This window comes from Methyloceanibacter sp. (genome assembly GCF_050726195.1).
Taxonomy (GTDB): Bacteria; Pseudomonadota; Alphaproteobacteria; order Rhizobiales; family Methyloligellaceae; genus Methyloceanibacter.
The window spans coordinates 77,459-99,521 of the sequence record NZ_JBOHJC010000006.1; the positions used below are offsets into that span (position 1 = coordinate 77,459).

Here is a 22,063-nt window from a genome sequence, read left to right on the forward strand (position 1 = left end):
TCCGGTCCGACCCTGGTGAAAGCCTTGGCGAGGCGGGCGGAAATCCTGGTCGAACTTGACCCGGCGAGGGGCAATTTGCAAGAGCGGCGGGAGGCCTTGGTTTGGTCCAAGGCTCCCTCCGCCCTTCCCCCTCAGTCGCGCAGCAAGCGCTTCAGAAGCTCAATCTCCTCGCGGAGTTGGTTGTCGTCGGTCATGAGTTGCTCGATCTTGCGGATCGCGTGTAGCACCGTGGTGTGGTCGCGATTGCCGAACCGCCGGCCGATTTCGGGCAGCGAACGCGAGGTGAGAAGCTTCGCGAGATACATGCCGATCTGCCGCGGCCGCACGATCGAGCGGTTACGCCGCCCCGACAACAAATCGCTGCGGTTGACGCCGTAGTGCTTGGACACCGTCCTCAGGATGTCGTCGATGCGCACGCGGCGGGGCTCCGTCCCGCGCATGAGATCGCGCACGATCTGCTCGGCGACCACGATGGTCACCGGCTCGTCGGTGAGCTGATAACTCGCGCGCAAACGGTGGACCGCTCCTTCGAGCTCGCGGCCGCTTTCCGTCAGTCGCTCGGCGAGGAACGCAAGCACCGTTTCCGATACGTCGAGCCCAGTCGTTTCGGCACAGGCTTCCTGCGCGCGCTTCTCCAGGATCTTGTGCCTGAGGTCGTAGTCCATGGCCTTGATCTCGGCCACCAGGCCGCCGCCCAGCCGCGAGCGCATGCGCATATCGAGCTTGTCGAGATGCGTCGGCGCGCGGTCGGCCGCCACCACCACCTGGCGCCCGCCGTCGATCAGCGAGTTCAAGGTGTGGCAGAACTCCTGCTGGATGGTCGGGCCTTGCAGAAACTCCATGTCGTCGATCAGGAGAATGTCGATGTTGCGGAGCTTCTCCTTGAAGGCGAGGGCATCGCGCGCGCGCAAGGCTTGGACGAAGCCGGACATGAAGCGCTCGGCGGTGAGATAGAGCACCTCTGCCTCGGGCTTTTGCTGCTTCACCTCCCAGGAGATGGCATGCAGCAGATGAGTCTTGCCCAACCCGACATTTCCATGGAGAAACAGAGGGTTAAAGGGCGCTTGCGGGCTCGAGAAGGCGGCCGCCACCTGCTGCGCCGCGGCATGGGCGAGTTTGTTCGACGCCCCGACCACGAAGCTCGCAAAGCTAAGCCGCGGGTCGAGCGGCGAGCCTTCGAAGCCGCCATAGCCGGTGCGCAACGGCATCGGCAGCGGCGCAAGATCGGCCACCGGCGCGGCCGGCATTCGCCGCTCGCATGGCTGCTCCTTCGGCGGCTCGATATTGAAATGCGGCTGCCTGACCGTGAACTCGACACGCTCGACCGTCGGCCATTCGGCGCGCGCGAACCTCAGAACGGATTCATAGTAGTGCGTGCGCAGCCAGTTCCTGAGGAAGCGGGTGGCCACGGTGAGATGGACGATGCCGCCGTCCACCTGCTCGACCTCCACGCCTCTGAACCAGCTTGCGTACACGTCCTCGCCAAGCTCGCCGCGCAGCCGGGTCTTGACTCTCGCCCACGCATCGCTCGGGGCGCACTGCTCCTCTCGTTGTGCATGTGCTTGTGCCACGGTTCTTGCTCTTTCCCATTCATTTCGTTCGCGCCACTACGCACCGCACGCAAGATACTTGAGCAGCCAACTTGACCGACGCGGACAGCCACGACCGTCCCAATCGATCGGCCCCTAGCTTTGCTGCCAGGGAAGCCCGATCGCCTTCCACCCTTTCACGGAGCCGCGATGCCTCTCGTCGTCGAGCGGTCCTTCGAACCCCTCGGAGACATTGTGGCAGGCACGATACCCCACGTCCGCCATCGCCTTGGCCGCGGCCAAGCTCCGGCTACCCGAACGGCAAATGAAGAAGAGGTCGTCGTCCAACTGGACGCCGAGCGCCTTCAACTCGTTGGCAAGGCGATCGGCGAAGCGCGGGTCGACGGACTGGTCGGGAAACGTCTGCCACTCGACGAGGACAGCGCGTTTGCCCACGGGCCCGAGATCGGGAATCCCGACATATGTCCACTCCGCGCGGGTGCGCACATCCACGAGCTGCGACCGAGGGTGTTCCATGAGGCCTTTCCAGGCCGTCGCCACATTCACCTCGTCGACCGCGTTTTCGTTAGACTGCGCGCCCAAGATCGAGCCTCCTCCCCAAAAAATCTGAGCACGACGCAAGAACAGTTCTTCTGTTGACGACAATATGGGGTGACTTCAGCCAATTTTCACCCGCGAGATTCACAGCTTACGCATAAGCATTCCACAAGCTTTGCATGGCTCCTTACTCCGAAGACAAAGAAATTCTGTCCCGGCGAACACCGTGGGCCAAGATACTCGATTGTTAAGGAGGGGACTTCCCCGTTCGGATGGTTAGACTATACACACGCAAACCGCGCCGATCAAGCGATGGAACGGCGGCCGCCGGCGCCGAATGACCAGTAATCGGAGCGGTTAGCCCTTCTCTCCAAGCCTCTGTGCCGCAAGCCTGATTCGCCGGGCATCTGGCCCCCTGGCCGGCAAAAGCAGGGCAATTGGCGCAGGCCGGGCCCTAAGATTTTTTTTTCTAGAGGCGAGTCGGTGGATAAGCATCGTCCGGCTGCACCGGCGGCCGGTTGTCAAGCAATTGATATATTCGTCGAATTGACATGTTGCGCAGAGAACCGTGCGCAATCGCTGTGGCGTTCGGGCAACAGCCCCCGCCCTTTTTTGCCTAAGCGCCGCCCATGGCGCTGATGCGCTTGGCGAGGCGGGAGACTTTGCGCGACGCCGTCTTGCGGTGAAGGATGCCCTTCTGTGCCGTGCGCGCCATGACCGGCTCGGCTTCCTTCAGGGCGGCCCGAGCGGCCTCTTTGTTGCCGGAGGCGATCGCCTCCTCAACCGTGCGCACGGACGAGCGCATGCGGCTCCGCCGCGTCTTGTTGACGGCGGTGCGGCGGACGGTTTGGCGAGCGGCTTTCTTTGCCGACTTGGTATTGGCCATTTTCAGGATCCTTAAGGTGCGCCCCTCGGGCCGCAACCCACGGCTGAAAGGCTAAAGAAACGGGAGATTTGCCGTGCTCTATAGCGAGCGCCCCGAGATGCGTCAACTCCGGTCGCGGCGCACTACTCCTTGATCTCATACCATCGCGTGATGTCGGGCGGCTCGGCGAGGAGGTCGGGGGCGATGGCGCGGAAGGCATCGATATGCGGCGAGGCGAGATGCGCGTCGAGATCGGCTTCCGACTCCCAGTTCTCGTGGAACACGTGGAGGCATGGATCGTCGGGGGACGCGTGGAGATCGTAGTTGAGGCAGCCCTTCTCGGCGCGGGTTGGCGCGCACACGGCAATGAGCGCCTTGCGCAGCGCCTCTTCCTTACCGGGCTTGGCGCGATGAAACGCGATGACCGTGACCTTTCCCTGCATGGCCCCCTCCCGTGCGGCTGACAGGGTACAATACTACTACTCACCGGCGGTGAGGCGGGAGGCTCAAAGGCAGGGAACGCGGGCTCTAGCGGTTCTTGAACTCGGGCTTGCGCTTCTCGATGAACGCGGCCATGCCCTCCTTCTGGTCCTCGGTCGCGAACAGCGAATAGAACTGACCGCGCTCGAACCGCGTGCCCTCGGCGAGCGTCGTGGCGAAGCCGCGGTTGATCGCCTCCTTGATCATCATCACCGCATGCTGCGACAGGTTGGCGATCTTGTCGGCCACCTTCATTGCCTCGTCCATCAGCTCCGCCTCAGGCACCACCCGGCTCACGAGATTTGACCGCTCGGCCTCCTCGGCCTTCATGTACCGCCCGGTCAGGCAAAGCTCCATGGCCTTCGCCTTGCCTACCGCGCGCGTCAGCCGCTGCGTGCCGCCGGCGCCAGGCATGATGCCCAGATTGATCTCCGGCTGGCCGAACACGGCGTTGTCGGCGGCGAGGATGATGTCGCAACTCATGGCAAGCTCGCAGCCGCCGCCGAGCGCGTAGCCCGCCACCGCGGCGATGATCGGCTTTCTGATGTTGCCGATCTTGTCGAACGGCGCGAGGAAATCGCTGCCATAGGCCTCAACGAAGGTCTTGGTGTGCATCTCTTTGATGTCGACGCCGGCGGCGAACGCCTTCTCGTTTCCGGTGATGACGATGGCGCCGATGGCGGGGTCCGCCTCGAACGCCTTCAACGCGCGATTCAGCTCGCTAATGAGGAGCGTGTTGAGCGCGTTGAGCGCGTGCGGCCGGTTGAGCGTGATGAGCCCGACCTTGCCCTTCCTGGTAACGATCAGCGTCTCATAGGAACTTGCCCCGGACGCTTGCTCGCCCCTTGCGATGTCTTCGACAAACATGTGTGTCAGTTCCCTTATCTCTGGCAGGTTGGACAGTAGAAGGTCGAACGGCCGCCCTGGACGATGCGGCGGACGGTGCCGCCGCATCCTTTCCTTTGGCAGGGTTTGCCTTCGCGGCCGTAGACCTTGAAGCGGTGCTGGAAGCGGCCGAGCCTGCCGTCGGTGTGCCGGTAATCGCGCAACGACGAGCCGCCGGCCTTGATGGCGCTCATCAGCACCGCCTTGATTCCTTCGACGAGCGTTTCCGTCTTTTTGGTTGGCATGCCGGATTTCGTGGCGAGTGATCCGGCGAGCTTCAAAGGCGAGATGCCGGCGCGGTATAGCGCCTCGCAGACATAGATATTGCCGAGCCCCGCGATCAGCCGCTGGTCGAGAAGCGCCGCTTTGATCGACGTGGCCTTCCCCTTGAGCTTAGAGGCGAGCCATTCGGTGCTGAGTCCATCGTCGAGCGGCTCGACGCCGAGCCCCTTGAACAGCGCGTGGCTCTCGAGCGCCTTTGCCGGCACAAGGTCCATGATCCCGAATCGGCGCGTGTCGCTATAGCGAACTGCGGTGCCGTCGCCGAGATGGAACACGACGTGCTCATGCTTCGGGACCTTTCGTTGTTCGTGAGCGAACTGCCCTGGCGAGGCCACGGCGCCATTTGCGTGATCGATGGAGAAGCGGCCGGTCATGCCAAGGTGCATGACGAGAACCTCGCCGTCGTCGAGCCGCGCCAAGAGATATTTGGCGCGCCGGTCGAGCGCCTCGACGGTGCGGCCTTGAAGCCGCTCGCCAAACCGCTTCGGCAGGGGAAAGCGCAAGTCGGGGCGACGCTGCTCGACCCGCGCGAACGCGTTGCCGACCAGGACAGGCTCCAAACCCCGGCGCACCGTCTCGACCTCAGGCAATTCAGGCATGGCCGTCCTTCATACCGCAGTGCGGAAGAAAGTTCATTGCGGTGCAACAATAGCCTGAACTTGGGCCGTGCGCTATTGTCCCGCGCATGTCCGAACACCTGAAAAATCGGCCTTCCGGCGCCCCTGAGACGAGCTTCGGTTTCGCGCCTGTGGAGGAAAGCGCGCGCCAGGGCTTGGTGAACGAGGTCTTCGCCCGGGTCGCGCCCCGCTACGACCTCATGAACGATCTCATGTCGGGCGGTCTCCACCGGCTGTGGAAAGCCGACCTGATCGACGCGCTCAACCCCCCGAAAGGCGCCGTTCCGTTTGCGCTGCTGGATGTCGCCGGCGGCACTGGCGACATCGCCTTTCGTTTTCTGGCGGAGGCGGGGGAGGGCGGCCGCGCCGTCATCTGCGACATCAGCGCGGCGATGATCGAGGCTGGCCGGGCGCGGGCCGCCGGGAAGGTGCAGCGCCTCAGCTTTGTCCAGGCCAATGCCGAGGCGTTGCCGTTCCCGAGCGCGAGCTTCGACGCCTATACGATCGCCTTCGGCATCCGCAACGTCACCCATATCGATAAGGCGCTCGCCGAGGCGTTTCGCGTGCTCCGGCCGGGCGGTCGCTTCCTGTGCCTTGAGTTTTCCAGCGTCCAGATGCCTCTGCTCGACACGCTCTACGACGCCTATTCGTTAAACGCGATCCCGCGGCTCGGCGCTCTTGTCGCCGGCGACGCCGAGGCCTATCGCTATCTCGTCGAAAGCATCAGGCGCTTCCCCGATCAGGAAAGCTTCATGGGGATGATAGAAGATGCGGGCTTCGACCGCGTGCGCTATCGCAATCTGACCGGCGGCATCGCCGCGCTCCATTCCGGCTGGCGTTTGTGATGAGGCAATGACGTGAACGCTATCGCCAATATGGCGCGGCTCACCAAGGCTGGCGCCACCATCGCCTGGTCCGGCGCGCGCGTGCTCCCCGACCACGCCAATCTACCGGGACCGCTCGGCGTGTTCGGCCGGGTCACCGCGCCGCTCCGCAAGAACGGCAGGGCCTCGGGCAATGAGGCGCGGCTGTCCAAGGCGCTCACCTCGCTCGGCCCCTCCTACATCAAGCTCGGCCAGTTCCTCGCCACCCGCGACGACATCATCGGGCGCGAGCTGGCGCGCGACCTCTCGACCCTTCAGGACCGCCTGCCGCCCTTCTCGCAAGAAGAGGCGGTGAAGGCCGTTGAGGAGGCGCTGGAGGCGCCGATTGAGCAGCTGTTCGTGGAGTTCGGACCGCCGGTCGCCGCGGCGTCCATCGCCCAGGTGCACAAGGCCAAGGTGAAGACGCCGGACGGCACGCTGAAGGAGGTCGCCGTCAAAGTGCTCCGCCCCGGCATCGAGCAGCGCTTCCAGAAGGACCTCGACTCATATTTCTTCGCCGCGCGCATGATCGAGCGCTTCCATGCGCCGTCGCGGCGGCTTCGCCCCCTCGCCGTGGTCGACACCTTGGCGAAATCCGTCGCCATCGAGATGGATTTGCGCATGGAGGCGGCGGCCATTTCCGAAATGGCCGACAACTCGAAGGACGACGAAGGCTTCCGCGTGCCACAGGTCGATTGGACGCGGAGCGCGCGGCGCGTGCTGACCTTGGAGTGGATCGACGGAATCCCCATCGCCGAGCACGACAAGCTGCACGCCGCCGGCCACGACCTGAAAGAATTAGGCGCTCGGCTCGTGCAAACCTTCCTGCGCCATGCCATGCGCGACGGCTTCTTCCACGCCGACATGCATCCCGGGAACCTCTTCGTCGACGACAAGGGGCGCATCGTCGCCGTGGATTTCGGCATCATGGGCCGCCTCAGCATGAAGGAGCGGCGCTTCCTCGCCGAAATCCTGCACGGCTTCATCACCCGCGACTACCTCCGCGTCGCCGAGGTGCATTTCGACGCCGGCTATGTGCCGCGCAAGCACTCGGTGGCGCAGTTCGCCCAAGCCTTGCGCGCCATCGGCGAGCCGATCATGGACCGGCCGGCGAGCGAGATCTCCATGGCGCACCTGCTCGGCCAACTGTTCCAATACACCGAAGTGTTCGACATGGAGACCCGGCCGGAGCTTCTCCTCCTGCAGAAGACCATGGTTGTGGTCGAGGGCGTGGGCCGCAACATGGACCCAGACCTCAATATCTGGGTCACGGCGGAGCCCGTGGTGAAGGAGTGGATGGAGAGCCAGTTCGGGGCGGGCGCGCGGTTCGAGCAGGCGGCCGAGAGCGCGGCCTCGGTGGGCCGCTTCATGGGTGATATCCCGAAGTTCCTGCTCCAGGCCGAGCGGACGGTGGACGCCTTCACCGCCATGGTCGAGGAGGGCATGCATCTCGACGACCACTCGGTGGAGCGGCTTGCCGAGGCGCAAGGACGGCGTGGCCGCTGGACCAGGATCGGCGTCTGGGTCGGCGCCATCGCCCTCGTCGCCATCGCTCTCGCGCTGGTGTTTTGATTGTTGACCATTACGCCTTATTTTCTTGTCATTGCCCGGCTTGACCCGCCTTCGGCGGGCGAAGGGCCGAGCAATCCAGTAATCAGTGCAGTCAGTTATTGCTAAGATCGGTGGTTACTGGATTCCCGCTTTCGCGGGAATGACAGCGGAGTGAGAGACGAAGGTGCAAGGCAAGCGCATATTGCTCATCGTCGGCGGCGGCATCGCCGCCTATAAGAGCCTCGAGCTCGTGCGCCGCTTGAAGGAGCGGGGTGCATCGGTGCGCGTGATCCTCACGGCTGGCGGCGCAGAGTTCGTCACGCCGCTCTCCTTCGCCGTGCTCTCCGAGGAGAAGTGCTTCACCGATTTGTTCGACCTCAAGGACGAGGCTGAGATCGGCCATATCCGGTTGTCGCGAGAGGCTGACCTCGTCGTGGTGGCGCCTGCGACCGCCGACCTTCTTGCCAAGATGGCGACGGGCACGGCCTCCGACCTCGCCTCCACCGTGCTGCTCGCCACCGACAAGCGGGTGCTCGCCGCGCCAGCCATGAATGTGCGCATGTGGCAGCATCCCGCGACCCGCCGGAACCTGGCGACCTTGCGCTCCGACGGCATCCATTTCGTCGGCCCCGAGGAGGGCGAGATGGCCTGCGGCGAATACGGCCCAGGCCGCATGGCAGAGCCCGCCGCCATCATCGAGGCGATCGAGCGGCTGCTCGCCGCCAAGCAGCAGGGCCCGCTGTCCGGCCGCCATGTGCTGATCACCTCCGGTCCCACCCATGAGCCCCTCGATCCTGTGCGCTATATCGCCAACCGCTCGTCCGGCAAGCAGGGCCATGCGCTCGCCCGCGCCGCTGCAGCCCTCGGCGCGCGCGTGACCTTGGTGAGCGGGCCTGTCGCGCTCCCCGACCCTGACGGCGCGACCGTGCTCAAGGTCGAGACGGCGCACGAGATGCTGGATGCTGTGCTCGATGCGCTCCCCGCCGATATCGCCATCTGCGCGGCGGCCGTCGCCGATTGGCGCGCCGCAGCGGAAGCCGCGCAGAAGCTCAAGAAGCAGGGAGACGGCGAGGTCTCGCTCATCCTCGCGCAGAACCCGGACATCCTGGCGACCATTGCGGTGCGGGGTCCGCAACGCCCCGGCCTCGTCATCGGCTTCGCCGCCGAGACGGAGAACGTCGTGGACAACGCCGCCGCCAAGCGCCGCGCCAAGGGGGCCGACTGGATCGTCGCCAACGACGTGTCGGGCGGAACCGGCATCATGGGCGGCGACCGCACGCGCGTGCATCTCGTCACGGGCGCCGGCGTCGAGGACTGGCCGGCCATGAGCAAGGATGAGATGGCGGCCCGGCTCCTTGCCCGTGCCGCGGAAGCCTTGGCCACCGTGCGCTCGGCCGCCGAATGAGCGTGCAGCTTCGGATCTTGCGCCTGCCCCACGCCAAGGGTCTGCCGCTCCCCGCCTATCAATCGGACCATGCCGCTGGCCTCGACCTCATGGCTGCCGTGCGGGAGGGCGCACCCGTCGCGCTCGCTCCGAACGACCGCGCCCTCGTGCCGACCGGGCTCGTGTTCGAACTGCCGCGAGGCTACGAGGCGCAAGTGCGGCCGCGCTCAGGCCTTGCGCTCAAACATGGCGTCACCGTGCTCAACAGCCCCGGCACCATCGATGCCGACTATCGCGGCGAGGTCATGGTGATCCTCATCAATCTCGGCAGCGAGACGTTTCTCATCCAGCGCGGCGACCGCATCGCCCAGGCCGTGATCGCGCCCGTGACCCATGTCGAGATCGTCGAGGCCAACGCGCTTCAGAATACGACGCGCGGGCAGGGCGGCTTCGGCTCCACCGGATAATTGCGCGGCAGAACCAGCTTTATCCCTCAAGCGTGCCTTCGTCATGCCCGGACTTGTTCCGGGCATCCAATAGGGCGGGGCGGCAGGTTGCGGAGTCACCAGTGGATTGCCGGGCCTTCGCCCGCCGAAGCAAAGCGGCTGAACCACTTTCCAAAGGCTTCGGCCCGCGTAGGCGGGACAAGCCCGGCAATGACGAAATGGCGGGGATGGCATACAGTCCGACCATGCTCACCCCCGAAGAAATCGAGCGCTACAAGCGCCATCTGGTGCTGAAGGAGATCGGCGGCGAAGGCCAGCAGCGGCTGAAAGGCTCGCGCGTGCTCGTGGTTGGCGCCGGCGGCCTCGGCTCGCCGCTCATTCTCTATCTTGCCGCGGCGGGGATCGGCACTATCGGCATCATCGACGACGACCGCGTGAGCCTCGACAATCTCGAGCGCCAAGTGGCTCATGACACAAAGAGCGTGGGGCGCGCCAAGACCAAGAGCGCGGCGGCGGCGATCGAGCGCCTCAATCCGCATGTGGAGGCAAAGCTCTACACCACGCGCCTGGTCCCTGAGAACGCGCTCGACATCGTACGCGGCTATGACATCGTCGCCGACGGCTCCGACAATTTCGCCACGCGCTATCTCGTTAACGACGCCTGCTACTTTGCCAAGCTGCCCCTCGTGTTCGCCGCGGTCGGCCCGTTCGACGGCCAGCTCACCACGTTCCGCGCCTTCGAGACGGACGGGGACGGCAAGCCGCGGCCATCGTATCGTTGCCTGTTCCCAGAGCCGCCGCCCGAAGGCACCGTGCCGCCCTGCTCGGAGGCCGGTATTCTCGGCGCGGTAGCCGGTGTCATGGGCTGCCTCCAGGCGGTCGAGGTGGTGAAGGAGCTGCTCGGCCTCGGCGAGGGACTCGTGGCCCGGCTCCTTCTTTACGATGCTCTCCAGGCACGGTTCGCGGTCGTGAGCTACGGCTGGGACCCGGAAAACCCGCTGAATGGCCGCAATCCGCGGTTCCGCGACCTGTCGCACCACCGCAAGTTCATGGCGGAGGCCGGCGGCTAGTCCCCGCGAACGCAAACGGCGAGGCCGGCGTTAACCAAATCCCGTTATCAAGGCGGTCATGGGCACTGAGAGTCTTACTACGCAATGCGCCATCGCCGGCGGCGGGCCGGCCGGCGTCATGCTCGGCTTCCTCTTGGCGCGGGCCGGCGTTGAGGTCGTCGTGCTGGAGAAGCACGCCGATTTCTTTCGCGATTTCCGCGGCGACACCATTCACCCCTCTACCCTCGAGGTCATGTACGAGCTCGGCCTGCTCGATGAGTTCCTCAAGCAGCCGCATCAGAAAGTGAGCGAGCTCAGCGCCCACATCGGCGAAGAGCAGGTCATGATCGCCGACTTCTCGCACCTGCCGACCCACTGCAAGTTCATCGCCTTCATGCCGCAATGGGACTTTCTCAACTTCCTCGCCGCGGCGGCCAAAGCCTATCCGACATTTCACCTTCGCATGCAGGCGGAGGTGGACGAGCTCATCACCGACGTCGATCGGGTCATCGGCTTGAAGGCGGCAACGCCCCAGGGTGAGCTCGACATTCGTGCCGATCTCGTCGTCGGCGCCGACGGCAGACACTCCGTCGTGCGCAAGCTCGCAGGATTGGAGGTCGAGGACCTCGGCGCGCCCATGGACGTGCTGTGGCTGCGCCTCTCCAAGCAGCCTGGCGATGGGTCCGACAGCTTCGGCCACATCGAGGCAGGGCGGTTCTTCATCATGCTCAACCGCGGCGACTACTGGCAGTGCGCCTTCGTCATTCCCAAGGGTGGCTTCAACGAGCTGCGCCGCCGCGGTCTCGAGGCCTTCCGCCTCGATATCGCCACCTTGAACCCCAAGCTCTCAGACCGCGTGCGCGAGCTCGCCTCCTGGGACGACGTGAAGCTGCTCACCGTGCGCGTCGATCGCCTCAAGCGCTGGTACCGCCCGGGCCTTCTGTGCATCGGCGATGCGGCGCACGCCATGTCGCCGATCGGCGGTGTGGGCATCAATCTCGCCATTCAGGACGCGGTCGCCGCCGCCAACATTCTGGCCGGGCCTCTTCGGGAAGAAAAGGTTACGGAAGACGTGCTGCGCCTGGTGCAGAAAAGGCGCCAATGGCCGACCGAGATGACTCAGGCGATCCAGATCTTCATGCAGAACCGCGTCATCTCCAACGTGCTTGCCATGACGGCGCGGCCGAAACTGCCCCTGGTGGCGAAGCTGCTCAACCGCTTCCCCAGGCTCCGGCGCATCCCGGCCCGGCTGATCGGCATGGGTCTCCGCCCCGAGCACATCAGGGGATCAGAAGTCAGAAATCAGTGATCAGAAAGACTGATTTCTGATCTCTGACGTCTGTCCCCTGGATCAGAACATCGCGGGGTGGACGCGGTCGGGCGGCGCGTGGCCGTCCAGGAAGGTCTTGATGTTGATGATGACCTTCTCGCCCATGTCGACGCGGCCCTCAACCGTGGCCGACCCCATATGGGGCAGCACCACCACCTTGTTGCTTCTGAGCAGTTTCGGATTGACCGCCGGTTCGTGCTCGAACACGTCGAGGCCGGCGCCGGCCAGTTCGTTGTTCTCGATCATGCGCGCGAGCGCGTTCTCGTCGATCACCTCGCCGCGCGCGGTGTTGACGATGTAGGCGGTTGGCTTCATCAGCGACAGGCGCCGTGCCGACAACAGGTGATAGGTCGCCGGCGTGTGCGGGCAATTGATGGAGATGATGTCCATGCGCGCCAGCATCTGGTCGAGGCTGTCCCAATAGGTCGCCTCCAGCGCCTTTTCGACGTCGGGCGCCACCCGCCGGCGGTTGTGATAGTGAATTTGGAGGCCGAACGCCTTGGCCCGCCGCGCCACCGCTTGACCGACGCGTCCCATGCCGACGATGCCGAGCCGCTTGCCGTAGATGCGATGTCCGAGCATCCAAGTGGGCGACCAGCCGTGCCATTCGTCGGTGCCGTCGCGCAGCAAGGCGGCGCCCTCTGCAAGTCGCCGCGGCACCGCAATGATCAGCGCCATGGTCATGTCGGCGGTGTCCTCGGTGAGCACGCCGGGCGTGTTGGTGACGAGGATCGAGCGGTTCCTCGCCGTGTCGAGGTCGATATTGTCGACGCCGGTGCCGAACTGGGCGATGAGCTTGAGGTCGGGGCCGGCCTGGCTGAGCACGGCCCGGTCGATGCGGTCGGTGACGGTCGGCACGAGCACGTTCGCCGTCTTGACCGCCTCGATCAGCTCCTCCCGCGAAAAGGGCTTGTCGTCGAGATTGAGCCGCGCGTCGAACAGCTCCCTGAGCCGTGTCTCCACGACATCGGGGAGCTTACGCGTGACGATAACGAGCGATCGGTCAGAAGCCATAACGTGTCCCGTAAGGAGGCCAGGGGCGGGGAGGTTCCCCCAGATTGATTGCCAAGCGGTAGTTTTGCGCGCTTTGTCTAACAGAAGGGGCTTTGCGAGATAAAGCGTCATATTGGCGTAGGGGCCGGGAAAAAGCCCTGAGCCACGATCCTTTCACTTTTCTCCGTCATTGAGAGAATGCCGATTCGGGGGTTGCTCCGGCCGGCAGCATGCCAAGGCGGGGATGAGACGGTGCGCTATCGCGTTGTGATCGGATTTGGGGTGGCCTTGGGGCTGGCCGTAGCCGTTGGTGCCGGGGGCGCAGCGGCCGAGGACGGCGTCAAGCAGGCCGCCGTGGACGGCTCCAAGACGGGCCTCCGCGTACCACGTTTCGTCAGCCTCAAGTCCGACAAGGTGAATGTGCGGCGGGGGCCGAGCACCGACCAGTCCATCGTCTGGGTGTTCTCCCGCGCCGGCCTTCCCGTCGAGGTTATCGCCGAGTCCGAGAACTGGCGCCGTGTGCGCGACAGCGAAGGCGCCGACGGCTGGGTATTTCACAGTCTGCTGAGCGGCCGGCGCACGGTGCTCGTCAGCCCCTGGTCCAAGGGCGAGGGAAGCGTCACCTTGCACAGTAGCCGTTCAACGGGTGCGCGGCCCGTGGCGCAGCTTCAGTCGGGCGTGCTCGGCGATGTGATGTCCTGCGACGGAGAGTGGTGTGAACTTTCCGTCGAGGGGTACTCCGGCTACGCCGAGCAGGACAAGCTGTGGGGCGTCTATCGCGGCGAAGAGGTGAAATAGGCAGGCAAAGGCGGACTAGCGCTCGTCCTTCGCCACGAGCCGAACCAGCACGTCGACACGCGAAATTGTCATACCGTCGGGCGCCTCCGGCAGGCCCTCGATGCGGATCGCGCCGGTCGCGATGTCCAGGAGCTTCCCGCTCCGCTCGCAGAAGAAGTGGTAGTGGTTCGACGTATTGGTGTCGAAATAAGTCTTGGCGCCCTCGACGGCGACCTCTCGCAGCAGTCCGGCTTCAGTGAACTGGTGGAGGGTGTTGTACACAGTGGCGAGCGACACCGGCACCTTAGAGGCCAAGGCCTCCTCGTGCAGCTTCTCGGCGGTCACGTGGCGGTCGCCCTCGGCGAATAGGAGCCGCGCGAGCGCAACCCGCTGGCGCGTGGGGCGCAAGCCGGCGCCGCGCAACAGCTCGGCAACATCCCCGGTCGTCGTATCGGGGGGCGTCTGTCGTGGCCCTTGGGGCAGTCGTTCCATCGTTGCCGTATACTCAGACAAAGGGTTAGCTACGGAAATATAGGCTGAAGGCACGTCCGCCGCAACGCCGCGCCCTGGCTGACTTTTTGCCACTGCTTAGCCGGTGGAAAGCACTCGACGCGAACACCCCTTCAGCCCTATGCAAATGCCCCGAGTGGTAGCGAGATGGGCCTCGCCTGGGCATTCCAATGAGCCGATCCCTATTTGACAAAATCGGCGGTTTCGGTGCCGTTTCCGGAATCGTGCTGAATTTCTACGATAAGGTGCTCGAGTCCGAAGTGGTCGCGCCCTACTTCGCGAGCGTCGACATGCCGCGCCTGATCAACCATCAGACGCGGTTCATTTGCTCGCTCCTCGGCGGCCCGGCGAGCATTCCTGATGAGCAAATCAGGCACGTGCACCGCAGCATGGGCATCTCCTCCGCGGCGTTCGATCAGGCTGTGGCGCTGTTTCGCGAATCGCTTCACGAGGCGAAGCTGGACGAGCCGGACGTCGAGCGCGCCGTCGCGCTGTTCGAAGCCAAGCGCTCCCTCGTCGTGCGGGGCTGAGCCGTGCTTGCTGAGGACGCCACCGGCGCCGGCCGGTCCTGAAGCGCCGGAAGACGAGGCTGGCTCGGGTTCCGCGACCTGAGAGACGGGTTTCTGGAGCTTCGTCCGCGGGCTTTTGATGACCCCGCGTCTGTGTTAGGAAACCCCCCAGATTTCCAGTCTACAGCAAGGGACTACGAGAGTGCTGAAACCGATGGCCGAACGGAAAGGCCAATTCGACTATGAGGACCTCCTCGCCTGCGCCAGAGGCGAGCTGTTTGGCCCCGGCAACGCCCAGCTGCCGTTGCCGCCGATGCTGATGTTCGACCGCATCTCGCAAGTCGAGGAGGAAGGCGGCGAGCACGGCCAGGGCCGGATCGTGGCCGAGCTCGACGTAAAGCCCGACCTCTGGTTTTTCGCCTGCCACTTCAAGGGCGATCCCGTCATGCCAGGATGCCTCGGGCTCGACGCGCTGTGGCAAATGCTGGGATTCTTCCTCGGCTGGCTCGGCGCCCCCGGCAAGGGCCGCGCGCTCGGCGTCGGCGAGGTGAAGTTCACCGGCATGGTGCTGCCGACCATGAAGAAGCTCGAATATATTGTGGAGCTCAAGCGCGTGATCCGCCGTAAATTCACCCTTGGCACGGCCGATGGTTGGCTGAAGGCCGACGGCGAGACGATTTACACGGCCAAGGACCTCAAGGTCGGCCTGTTCCAGGCGGGCGAAGCCGCTCCCGCCGGTGTTTGATCCTGTGCGGCGTTGGCTTCAAGGACGTTGACCCCATGAAACGCGTGGTCGTGACCGGCATGGGCATCGTGTCCTCCATCGGCAATAGCGCCCAGGAGGTGCTCGCTTCGCTGCGCGAGGCGAAGTCCGGCATCGTCAAGGCCGATAAGTATGAGGAGCTCGGGTTCCGCTGCCAGGTGCATGGCGCGCCCAAGCTCGATTGGGAAGGCATGATCGACCGCAAAGTGCGCCGCTTCATGGGCGCGGGCTCGGGCTGGAACTACATCGCGATGGAGCAGGCCATCCGCGACGCAGGGCTGGAGGAGACGGACGTCTCCAATGAGCGTACCGGGTTGATCATGGGCTCCGGCGGTCCGTCCACGCGCGCCATCGTCCAGGCCGCCGACACCACCCGCGAGAAGGGGCCCAAGAAAGTCGGACCCTTCGAGGTGCCGAAGGCCATGTGCTCCACCAACTCGGCCACTCTGTCGACGCCCTATCACATCAAAGGCGTGAGTTATTCCATCTCCTCGGCTTGCTCGACATCCGCCCATTGCATCGGCAATGGCGGCGAGCTGATCCAGCTCGGCAAGCAGGACATCGTTTTCGCCGGCGGCGGCGAGGAGCTCGACTGGACGCTGTCCGTCTTGTTCGACGCCATGAACGCCATGTCGTCGGACTTCAACGACCGGCCCGAACAGGCGAGCCGCGCCTACGACACCGCACGCGACGGCTTCGTCATTGCCGGCGGCGCCGGCGTCGTCGTGCTCGAGGAGCTTGAGCATGCCAAGGCGCGCGGCGCCAAGATCTACGGTGAGCTGATCGGCTATGGCGCCACCTCCGACGGCTTCGACATGGTGCTGCCGTCCGGCGAGGGCGCGGCGCGCTGCATGCGCATGGCCATGCAGAATCTCGACGGCGGCAAGATCGACTACATCAACCCGCACGCCACCTCGACGCCCCTCGGCGACGTGCGCGAGATCGAGGCGGTCCGCGAAGTGTTCGGCGACAAATGCCCGCCCATAAGCGCCACCAAATCATTGACCGGCCACTCGCTCGGCGCCGCCGGCGTGCACGAGGCGATCTATTCGCTGCTCATGATGAACAACGGCTTCATCTGCGAGTCGGCCAATATCGAGAACCTCGATCCCGAGGTTGCCGATATGCCCATCGTGCGGAAGCGCGAGGATGGTGTGGCCATTAACGCCGTAATGTCGAACAGCTTTGGTTTTGGCGGCACCAACGCCACACTCGTGTTCCGCCGTTTGGAGAATTGACGACCGGGGAGCCGGCGGAGATCAACCCTAAACAGAGTAAGTACCATGACAACAACAAGAGACATTGCTGAGCCGGCCCCGTTGATGGCGGGAAAACGGGGGCTGGTGATGGGCGTCGCCAACGACCGCTCCATCGCCTGGGGCATCGCCCGCGTGCTGCACGGGCAGGGGGCGGAGCTTGCCTTCAGCTACCAGGGCGGGGCCTTCGGCCGTCGCGCCCTCCCGCTCGCCCAATCGATCGGCGCCAAGATCATCGAAGAAGCGGACGTTGAAGACCTTAAGAGCGTCGAGCGTGTGTTCGAGGTGATCCGGAAAAAGTGGGGCTCGCTCGATTTCGTCGTGCATGCGCTGGCGTTCTCCGACCGCAACGAGCTCAAGGGCCGCTACTGCGACACCACGCGCAAGAATTTCGAGCACACCATGGTGATCTCGTGCTTCTCGTTTACGGAGATCTGCAAGCTGGCCTCCGCGATGATGCCCAATGGCGGATCGCTCCTGACGCTCACCTATGGCGGCTCGACGCGGGTCGTGCCGTGCTACAACGTCATGGGCGTAGCCAAGGCGGCGCTCGAAGCGAGCGTGCGGTATCTCGCTTCGGATCTTGGCCCCCAGGGCATCAGGGTCAACGCGCTCTCCGCCGGGCCAATGCGCACGCTCGCCGGGGCCGGCATTTCCGATGCACGCACGTTGTTCCACTTCCAGCAGCGCCATGCGCCGATGCGCCGCTCGCCGACGCTCGACGAGGTCGGCGGCGCCGGCCTCTATCTCTTGTCGGATTTGTCGGGCGCCGTGACCGGTGAAATCCACTTCGTGGATTGCGGCTACTCGACCACGGCCATGCCGAATTTGACCTCGCTTAAGGCGATGGAACAAGCCGAGGAGCTGGAAAACGCCGTCGAGAAAGCGACCCGGCGTGAGGCCGCCCAGTAGGCCAGCGCGCTCTGGGCCGAGACCGAGCCAAGGAGCTATCAAGGAGGAATGATGTTCGAAGTGATTGTCATGGTGTGCCTCGCGGCAACCGGAGAAGATTGCCGGGAGTACAAACTTCCGGATAATGAATTTACGGATGTTGTGAGCTGCATTAGAGAGAGCCATGCCGAGGCCGCTGCCTGGCAACTCAAAAACAACAAGTACTCGATCATCGGCACGCGCTGTGCCAAAGACGCCAAAGTGGCGGTAGCTCCCGCCGGCTAGTCGCCCAATCCAAAAAAATCGGGGCGCCGAAGCGCCCCTTTCTAAGCCGTCAGACTTGATGGCTCATGGAGCCTTAGCTCGCCTCAGCCCGTTCGATTTCCTTGCCGGTCTTCTGATCGACAACCTTCATTGATAGCCTGACCTTGCCGCGCTCGTCGAAGCCGAGCAGCTTGACCCATACCTGGTCGCCTTCCTTGACCACGTCGGTGACGGCCTTCGGCCGGCCATCGGCGAGCTGGGAGATATGCACCAGGCCGTCGCGCGGGCCGAAGAAGTTCACGAAGGCGCCGAACTCCATCACCTTGACGACTTTGCCCTGGTAGATCTCGCCCACCTCCGGCTCGGCGGCGATCGACTTGATACGAGCGATGGCGGCCCGGATCGATTCGGCGTTGGCCGAGGCGATCTTGACCGTGCCGTCGTCGGAAATGTCGATCTTGGCGCCGGACTCCGCCACGATCTCGCGAATCACCGACCCGCCCGAGCCGATCACCTCCCTGATCTTGTCGGTCGGGATGTGGATGGTCTCGATGCGCGGCGCATATTCGCCGAGCTCGGGCCGCGCCGCGTTGAGGGCCTTGTCCATCTCGCCGAGAATATGCATGCGGCCGCCGCGTGCCTGATCGAGCGCGACCTTCATGATTTCCTCGGTGATGCCGGTGATCTTGATGTCCATCTGCAGCGACGTGACGCCCTCGGAGGTCCCCGCCACCTTGAAGTCCATGTCGCCGAGATGGTCCTCGTCGCCGAGAATGTCGGACAGGACGGCGAACTTGTCGCCTTCCTTGATCAGCCCCATGGCGATGCCGGCGACGGAGCGCTTGAGCGGAATGCCCGCGTCCATCATGGCAAGCGAGGAGCTGCACACCGTGGCCATGGAGGAGGAGCCGTTCGATTCGGTGATCTCCGACACGACGCGGATGGTGTAGGGGAAGCTCTCGCGGTCGGGCAGTACCGGATGAATGGCGCGCCACGCGAGTTTGCCGTGGCCGATCTCGCGGCGCCCGGGACCGACCATGCGGCCGACTTCGCCGACCGAGAAGGGTGGGAAGTTGTAGTGCAGCATGAAGGTCTCTTTGTAGGTGCCCTGGAGCGCGTCGACATATTGCTCGTCCTCGCCCGTGCCGAGCGTGGTGACGGCGAGCGCCTGGGTCTCGCCGCGGGTGAAGAGCGCGCTGCCGTGGGTCCGCGGCAGGATGCCGACCTCGCAGGAGATCGGCCTGACCGTCACGAGATCGCGCCCGTCGATGCGCCTCGAAGTCTCGAGAATGCCTGAGCGGACCACGTCCTTCTCGGCCTCCTTGAAGGCGCTTGCCACCTTCGCCGCCATCGCGCCGTCGTCGTCCGCAGGAACGAGCGAGGTGACCACCGTCTCCTTGACCTGAGCCACGCCGTCGCGGCGCTCCTGCTTGCTGGCGATGCTGTAAGCCTGGCGCAATCCGCCCTCCGCCATTTCACGCACGCGCGCCAGCACCTCGTCGTTGTCCACGGCCTTAAGCTCCCACGGCTCCTTGGCCGCGCGCTCGGCGAGCTTGACGATGGCGTCGAGCACCGGCTGGAAATGCTGGTGCCCATACATGACGGCGCCGAGCATGATGTCCTCGGGCAGCTCCTTGGCCTCCGATTCCACCATCAGCACCGCGTCGGCGGTGCCCGCGACCACGAGGTCGAGCTTCGTCTCGGGCATTTCGTCGACCATCGGGTTCAGCACGTATTTGCCCTCGATATACCCGACGCGCGCGGCGCCGATCGGCCCGAGGAAGGGAACCCCGGAGAGAGTGAGTGCCGCGGAAGCCGCGACCATGGCCACGATGTCCGGGTCGTTCTCCATGTCGTGCGACAGCACGGTGGCGATGACTTGCGTTTCGTTCTTGAAGCCCTTGGCGAACAGCGGCCGGATGGGCCGGTCGATCAGCCGCGAGGTCAGGGTCTCCTTCTCGGTCGGGCGTCCCTCGCGCTTGAAATAGCCGCCGGGGATCTTGCCCGCGGCGAAGGTCTTTTCCTGGTAGTTCACGGTCAGAGGAAAGAAGTCGATGCCGGCCCTTTCCTCCTTGGCGGAGACGACGGTGGCAAGAACGGATGTCTCACCATAGGTGGCCAGCACGGCCCCGTCGGCTTGCCGGGCGATGCGCCCGGTCTCGAGTTTGAGCGGGCGTCGGGCCCATTCGATTTCTACGGTGTGTTTATCGAACATGTTCATGTCCCAATGAGTGGGGAAAGATAAGACCGTCCCTGTCGCCTAGTGGCACGAGGACTGGCCCGTTCAAAATGCGTAAAGCTCGAACCAAAAGCGGCTCTGCCTCGACACGGGCGTCACCGACGGATGCCTAACCGGTTGATGAGCTTTTGATACCTGTCCTGGTCCGCCGACTTGACATAGTCGAGCAGCCGGCGCCGCTGGCTGACCATTTTCAGCAGCCCGCGACGCGAGTGATTGTCTTTGCCGTGCGTTTTGAAATGCTCGGTGAGATTGGTGATCCGCTCAGTCAGGATTGCGACTTGGACCTCGGGAGACCCCGTGTCGCCGGATTTGGTCGCGTATTCCTTGATGAGCTCTTGCTTGCGCTCAGCGCTGATCGACATCGGATGATCCTTGCTGTTTGGAGTTTGACATGGCCGGGCCGGGATGTCGTCCAGCACGGTCGGTTCAAAGTGGCGCGTTTGGCCCGCGAAGGGCCCGCGCAACCGCTGCAATATAGGGATTATCCGGCCCGAGGCTAGCGGAATCTATGGGTCCATACAGGCAACGAAGTTTCGGAAAAACCCGGACCCGCCGGAGGCTAGTGCGGCAGATTGAAGATGCGCCGGGGGCGGAACTCGCCTTGGACCACCTCGCCCACGGCGATCAGCGCCCCGCGTGAGACGGCGTAGGCCGTCCCGCTCATGATCGGGGCGTCCCGGCCGCGCAACAATACGGCCTGGCCTTGCCGGAGCCTGGCGGCATCGGCGGCGGTCAAGGAGAGCGCCGTGAGGTCCTGGAGGGCGGTCTCCACCGGTCGCAACAGGCCGAGCAAGACCTCTTCGCCACTTGCGCTCGCCGCGGCCTCAAGCTCGTGGAGGGTGATGGCGTCCTCCTCGCCGAACACGCCAACCCGGGTTCGGCGCAACGCCTCCACATGGCCGAGAGTGCCGAGCTCGCGGCCGAGATCGCGGGCGAGCGCCCGCACATACGTGCCCTTGCCGCATTCGGCCTCCAAGACGCAATGGTCGGCATTGGGATGATCTACGAGGGCGAGGCGCTCGATGGTCACGATGCGGGGCGCCAATTCGAAGTCCTCCTGGTCGCGGGCGAGGTCGTAGGCGCGCGCACCCTCGACCTTGAGCGCCGAGTAGCGCGGGGGCACCTGCTCGATCTCGCCGGTGAACTTGGGCAATGCCGCCTCGATTTCCGCGCGGGTTGGCCGATGTTCACTAGTGGCCACCACGGCGCCCTCGGCGTCGTCGGTGTCGGTCTCGGTCCCGAACCGCACGGTGAAGCGATAGGCCTTGCTGCCCTCGACCACGAACGGCATGGTCTTGGTCGCTTCGCCGAGCGCCATCGGCAGGATGCCGGTGGCAAGCGGGTCGAGCGTGCCGGCATGCCCGGCCTTGGCTGCGTCGTAGAGGCGCTTCACCCGCGCCACCGCTCTGGTCGAGGTCATGCCTTGCGGCTTGTCGAGGATCAGCCAGCCGCTGACCGCCTTGCCTTTGCGCTGCCGCGCCATGCTCTCGCCCTCGGCTTCAGGCTGCTAGTCGTCGAGATCGCGGGAAACTTCCGGCGAGGCGAGCAGTTCATCGATGCGGGCCGAAGCCTCGAACGAGGTGTCCACCTTGAACCTGATCTCCGGCATGAACTTGAGGCTCACCCGCCGCGCAAGCTCACCCCGCAGGAAGCGCTTGTGCTGCTCGAGATGGGCGACCACCTCGTCAGCCTCGCCGCCGCCGAGCGGCATGACATAGGCGGTGGCGAGCTTGAGGTCGGGACTCATGCGCACCTCCGCCACGGTGAGCGAGTGGCGCGCCAGCACCTGGTCCAAGACCTCGCCGCGCGAGAGGATCTCGGCCAGCGCGTGGCGGATCAGCTCGCCCACTTTGAGCTGGCGTTGCGAGGGGGCCTTTCCTTTGTCTCGGTTGATCATGCCTAATCCTACTAGACTCGTCACGCCCGGCCGAAGTGCGGGCATCCACGAATTTCATCACCAGGTCAAAATCGTGGATGGCCGGGACAAGCCCGGCCATGACGGTCCTGTGTTTGAAGCGG

The 22,063-nt window shown here is 64.6% G+C and carries 24 protein-coding genes; 12 read left to right on the forward strand and 12 right to left on the reverse strand.

Annotation, left to right across the window (positions count from 1 at the left end; all coding sequences use genetic code 11):
* Positions 1 to 131: 131 nt before the first annotated feature.
* From dnaA to mutM, 6 genes are all read right to left on the reverse strand, one after another.
* On the reverse strand, positions 132 to 1,571 hold the full coding sequence (gene dnaA, locus ACRECX_RS05945; RefSeq protein ID WP_431557901.1) for a chromosomal replication initiator protein DnaA: 1,440 nt from the start codon (positions 1,569 to 1,571) through the stop codon (positions 132 to 134).
* Positions 1,572 to 1,685: 114 nt separating this feature from the next.
* On the reverse strand, positions 1,686 to 2,066 hold the full coding sequence (locus ACRECX_RS05950) for a rhodanese-like domain-containing protein (RefSeq protein WP_431557986.1): 381 nt from the start codon (positions 2,064 to 2,066) through the stop codon (positions 1,686 to 1,688).
* Positions 2,067 to 2,703: 637 nt separating this feature from the next.
* The gene (rpsT, locus tag ACRECX_RS05955; protein ID WP_431557902.1) at positions 2,704 to 2,973 is read right to left on the reverse strand and encodes a 30S ribosomal protein S20; all 270 of its coding nucleotides are present in this window, start codon (positions 2,971 to 2,973) and stop codon (positions 2,704 to 2,706) included.
* Between the two features lie 122 nt (positions 2,974 to 3,095).
* Entirely contained in the window at positions 3,096 to 3,395 is a 300-nt protein-coding gene (locus ACRECX_RS05960; protein WP_431557903.1) for a putative quinol monooxygenase, read from the reverse strand.
* Between the two features lie 85 nt (positions 3,396 to 3,480).
* Entirely contained in the window at positions 3,481 to 4,299 is an 819-nt protein-coding gene (locus ACRECX_RS05965) for an enoyl-CoA hydratase (protein WP_431557904.1), read from the reverse strand.
* Between the two features lie 14 nt (positions 4,300 to 4,313).
* A complete protein-coding gene (gene mutM / locus ACRECX_RS05970; RefSeq protein WP_431557905.1) occupies positions 4,314 to 5,198 on the reverse strand; it encodes a bifunctional DNA-formamidopyrimidine glycosylase/DNA-(apurinic or apyrimidinic site) lyase in 885 nt (294 codons plus the stop codon).
* Between the two features lie 86 nt (positions 5,199 to 5,284).
* Here mutM and ubiE point away from each other — a divergent pair, with 86 nt between their 5' ends.
* The 6 genes from ubiE (at position 5,285) to ACRECX_RS06000 (ending at position 11,818) form a co-directional block, all read left to right on the forward strand.
* The gene (ubiE, locus tag ACRECX_RS05975) at positions 5,285 to 6,061 is read left to right on the forward strand and encodes a bifunctional demethylmenaquinone methyltransferase/2-methoxy-6-polyprenyl-1,4-benzoquinol methylase UbiE (protein WP_431557906.1); all 777 of its coding nucleotides are present in this window, start codon (positions 5,285 to 5,287) and stop codon (positions 6,059 to 6,061) included.
* Between the two features lie 12 nt (positions 6,062 to 6,073).
* On the forward strand, positions 6,074 to 7,651 hold the full coding sequence (gene ubiB / locus ACRECX_RS05980) for a 2-polyprenylphenol 6-hydroxylase (RefSeq protein ID WP_431557907.1): 1,578 nt from the start codon (positions 6,074 to 6,076) through the stop codon (positions 7,649 to 7,651).
* 163 nt (positions 7,652 to 7,814) lie between these two features.
* Positions 7,815 to 9,035 (forward strand): bifunctional phosphopantothenoylcysteine decarboxylase/phosphopantothenate--cysteine ligase CoaBC, encoded by a 1,221-nt coding sequence (gene coaBC, locus ACRECX_RS05985; protein ID WP_431557908.1) that lies wholly within the window; start codon positions 7,815 to 7,817, stop codon positions 9,033 to 9,035.
* Positions 9,032 to 9,481 carry a dUTP diphosphatase gene (gene dut, locus ACRECX_RS05990; RefSeq protein ID WP_431557909.1) on the forward strand — a complete coding sequence of 150 codons (450 nt, stop codon included), beginning with the start codon at positions 9,032 to 9,034 and terminating at the stop codon, positions 9,479 to 9,481. Before coaBC ends, dut begins: the two co-directional genes overlap by 4 nt.
* Before the next feature lie 206 nt (positions 9,482 to 9,687).
* Positions 9,688 to 10,530: a HesA/MoeB/ThiF family protein gene (locus ACRECX_RS05995; RefSeq protein WP_431557910.1), complete on the forward strand. Its 843-nt coding sequence runs from the start codon at positions 9,688 to 9,690 to the stop codon at positions 10,528 to 10,530.
* A 58-nt stretch (positions 10,531 to 10,588) separates the two neighbouring features.
* Positions 10,589 to 11,818: an FAD-dependent oxidoreductase gene (locus ACRECX_RS06000; protein WP_431557911.1), complete on the forward strand. Its 1,230-nt coding sequence runs from the start codon at positions 10,589 to 10,591 to the stop codon at positions 11,816 to 11,818.
* A gap of 42 nt (positions 11,819 to 11,860) precedes the next feature.
* On the opposite strand, the gene ACRECX_RS06005 is transcribed toward ACRECX_RS06000, so the two are convergent.
* The gene (locus tag ACRECX_RS06005) at positions 11,861 to 12,853 is read right to left on the reverse strand and encodes a 2-hydroxyacid dehydrogenase (RefSeq protein WP_431557912.1); all 993 of its coding nucleotides are present in this window, start codon (positions 12,851 to 12,853) and stop codon (positions 11,861 to 11,863) included.
* Between the two features lie 231 nt (positions 12,854 to 13,084).
* Here ACRECX_RS06005 and ACRECX_RS06010 point away from each other — a divergent pair, with 231 nt between their 5' ends.
* Entirely contained in the window at positions 13,085 to 13,630 is a 546-nt protein-coding gene (locus ACRECX_RS06010; RefSeq protein ID WP_431557913.1) for an SH3 domain-containing protein, read from the forward strand.
* Positions 13,631 to 13,645: 15 nt separating this feature from the next.
* On the opposite strand, the gene irrA is transcribed toward ACRECX_RS06010, so the two are convergent.
* Entirely contained in the window at positions 13,646 to 14,101 is a 456-nt protein-coding gene (gene irrA, locus ACRECX_RS06015; RefSeq protein WP_431557914.1) for an iron response transcriptional regulator IrrA, read from the reverse strand.
* A 188-nt stretch (positions 14,102 to 14,289) separates the two neighbouring features.
* Between irrA and ACRECX_RS06020 the strand changes: the two genes are divergently transcribed.
* The 5 genes from ACRECX_RS06020 to ACRECX_RS06040 all read left to right on the forward strand — a co-directional run bounded on the left by ACRECX_RS06020 (position 14,290) and on the right by ACRECX_RS06040 (position 17,823).
* A complete protein-coding gene (locus tag ACRECX_RS06020) occupies positions 14,290 to 14,649 on the forward strand; it encodes a truncated hemoglobin (protein WP_431557915.1) in 360 nt (119 codons plus the stop codon).
* Positions 14,650 to 14,842: 193 nt separating this feature from the next.
* Positions 14,843 to 15,373, forward strand: a complete 531-nt coding sequence (gene fabA / locus ACRECX_RS06025) for a 3-hydroxyacyl-[acyl-carrier-protein] dehydratase FabA (protein ID WP_431557987.1) — start codon at positions 14,843 to 14,845, stop codon at positions 15,371 to 15,373.
* A gap of 35 nt (positions 15,374 to 15,408) precedes the next feature.
* Positions 15,409 to 16,629 (forward strand): beta-ketoacyl-ACP synthase I, encoded by a 1,221-nt coding sequence (fabB, locus tag ACRECX_RS06030; RefSeq protein ID WP_431557916.1) that lies wholly within the window; start codon positions 15,409 to 15,411, stop codon positions 16,627 to 16,629.
* 45 nt (positions 16,630 to 16,674) lie between these two features.
* On the forward strand, positions 16,675 to 17,559 hold the full coding sequence (gene fabI / locus ACRECX_RS06035) for an enoyl-ACP reductase FabI (protein ID WP_431557917.1): 885 nt from the start codon (positions 16,675 to 16,677) through the stop codon (positions 17,557 to 17,559).
* A gap of 51 nt (positions 17,560 to 17,610) precedes the next feature.
* Positions 17,611 to 17,823 (forward strand): hypothetical protein, encoded by a 213-nt coding sequence (locus tag ACRECX_RS06040; protein ID WP_431557918.1) that lies wholly within the window; start codon positions 17,611 to 17,613, stop codon positions 17,821 to 17,823.
* A 73-nt stretch (positions 17,824 to 17,896) separates the two neighbouring features.
* Here the strand turns inward: ACRECX_RS06040 and pnp are convergent, their stop codons facing one another.
* From pnp to rbfA, 4 genes are all read right to left on the reverse strand, one after another.
* Positions 17,897 to 20,017, reverse strand: coding sequence for a polyribonucleotide nucleotidyltransferase (gene pnp, locus ACRECX_RS06045; protein ID WP_431557919.1), 2,121 nt, complete (start codon positions 20,015 to 20,017; stop codon positions 17,897 to 17,899).
* 119 nt (positions 20,018 to 20,136) lie between these two features.
* Positions 20,137 to 20,406 (reverse strand): 30S ribosomal protein S15, encoded by a 270-nt coding sequence (gene rpsO / locus ACRECX_RS06050; RefSeq protein ID WP_431557920.1) that lies wholly within the window; start codon positions 20,404 to 20,406, stop codon positions 20,137 to 20,139.
* Between the two features lie 197 nt (positions 20,407 to 20,603).
* Entirely contained in the window at positions 20,604 to 21,527 is a 924-nt protein-coding gene (gene truB, locus ACRECX_RS06055) for a tRNA pseudouridine(55) synthase TruB (protein ID WP_431557921.1), read from the reverse strand.
* A gap of 24 nt (positions 21,528 to 21,551) precedes the next feature.
* The gene (rbfA, locus tag ACRECX_RS06060) at positions 21,552 to 21,941 is read right to left on the reverse strand and encodes a 30S ribosome-binding factor RbfA (RefSeq protein WP_431557922.1); all 390 of its coding nucleotides are present in this window, start codon (positions 21,939 to 21,941) and stop codon (positions 21,552 to 21,554) included.
* Between the last annotated feature and the right edge of the window lie 122 nt (positions 21,942 to 22,063).

Excerpts from the sequence above, each read along its gene's own strand:
- ACRECX_RS05950 (WP_431557986.1), bottom strand. The coding sequence starts at position 2,066 with ATGGAACACCCTCGGTCGCAGCTCGTGGATGTGCGCACCCGCGCGGAG.
- mutM (WP_431557905.1), bottom strand. The coding sequence starts at position 5,198 with ATGCCTGAATTGCCTGAGGTCGAGACGGTGCGCCGGGGTTTGGAGCCT.
- ACRECX_RS05995 (WP_431557910.1), top strand. The coding sequence starts at position 9,688 with ATGGCATACAGTCCGACCATGCTCACCCCCGAAGAAATCGAGCGCTAC.
- ACRECX_RS06005 (WP_431557912.1), bottom strand. The coding sequence starts at position 12,853 with ATGGCTTCTGACCGATCGCTCGTTATCGTCACGCGTAAGCTCCCCGAT.
- irrA (WP_431557914.1), bottom strand. The coding sequence starts at position 14,101 with ATGGAACGACTGCCCCAAGGGCCACGACAGACGCCCCCCGATACGACG.
- fabB (WP_431557916.1), top strand. The coding sequence starts at position 15,409 with ATGAAACGCGTGGTCGTGACCGGCATGGGCATCGTGTCCTCCATCGGC.
- ACRECX_RS06040 (WP_431557918.1), top strand. The coding sequence starts at position 17,611 with ATGTTCGAAGTGATTGTCATGGTGTGCCTCGCGGCAACCGGAGAAGAT.
- ACRECX_RS06000 (WP_431557911.1), top strand. The coding sequence starts at position 10,589 with ATGGGCACTGAGAGTCTTACTACGCAATGCGCCATCGCCGGCGGCGGG.
- pnp (WP_431557919.1), bottom strand. The coding sequence starts at position 20,017 with ATGTTCGATAAACACACCGTAGAAATCGAATGGGCCCGACGCCCGCTC.
- ubiE (WP_431557906.1), top strand. The coding sequence starts at position 5,285 with ATGTCCGAACACCTGAAAAATCGGCCTTCCGGCGCCCCTGAGACGAGC.
- fabA (WP_431557987.1), top strand. The coding sequence starts at position 14,843 with ATGGCCGAACGGAAAGGCCAATTCGACTATGAGGACCTCCTCGCCTGC.
- rpsO (WP_431557920.1), bottom strand. The coding sequence starts at position 20,406 with ATGTCGATCAGCGCTGAGCGCAAGCAAGAGCTCATCAAGGAATACGCG.
- truB (WP_431557921.1), bottom strand. The coding sequence starts at position 21,527 with ATGGCGCGGCAGCGCAAAGGCAAGGCGGTCAGCGGCTGGCTGATCCTC.
- ACRECX_RS06020 (WP_431557915.1), top strand. The coding sequence starts at position 14,290 with ATGAGCCGATCCCTATTTGACAAAATCGGCGGTTTCGGTGCCGTTTCC.
- rbfA (WP_431557922.1), bottom strand. The coding sequence starts at position 21,941 with ATGATCAACCGAGACAAAGGAAAGGCCCCCTCGCAACGCCAGCTCAAA.
- fabI (WP_431557917.1), top strand. The coding sequence starts at position 16,675 with ATGACAACAACAAGAGACATTGCTGAGCCGGCCCCGTTGATGGCGGGA.
- ACRECX_RS05965 (WP_431557904.1), bottom strand. The coding sequence starts at position 4,299 with ATGTTTGTCGAAGACATCGCAAGGGGCGAGCAAGCGTCCGGGGCAAGT.
- rpsT (WP_431557902.1), bottom strand. The coding sequence starts at position 2,973 with ATGGCCAATACCAAGTCGGCAAAGAAAGCCGCTCGCCAAACCGTCCGC.
- dut (WP_431557909.1), top strand. The coding sequence starts at position 9,032 with ATGAGCGTGCAGCTTCGGATCTTGCGCCTGCCCCACGCCAAGGGTCTG.
- ACRECX_RS05960 (WP_431557903.1), bottom strand. The coding sequence starts at position 3,395 with ATGCAGGGAAAGGTCACGGTCATCGCGTTTCATCGCGCCAAGCCCGGT.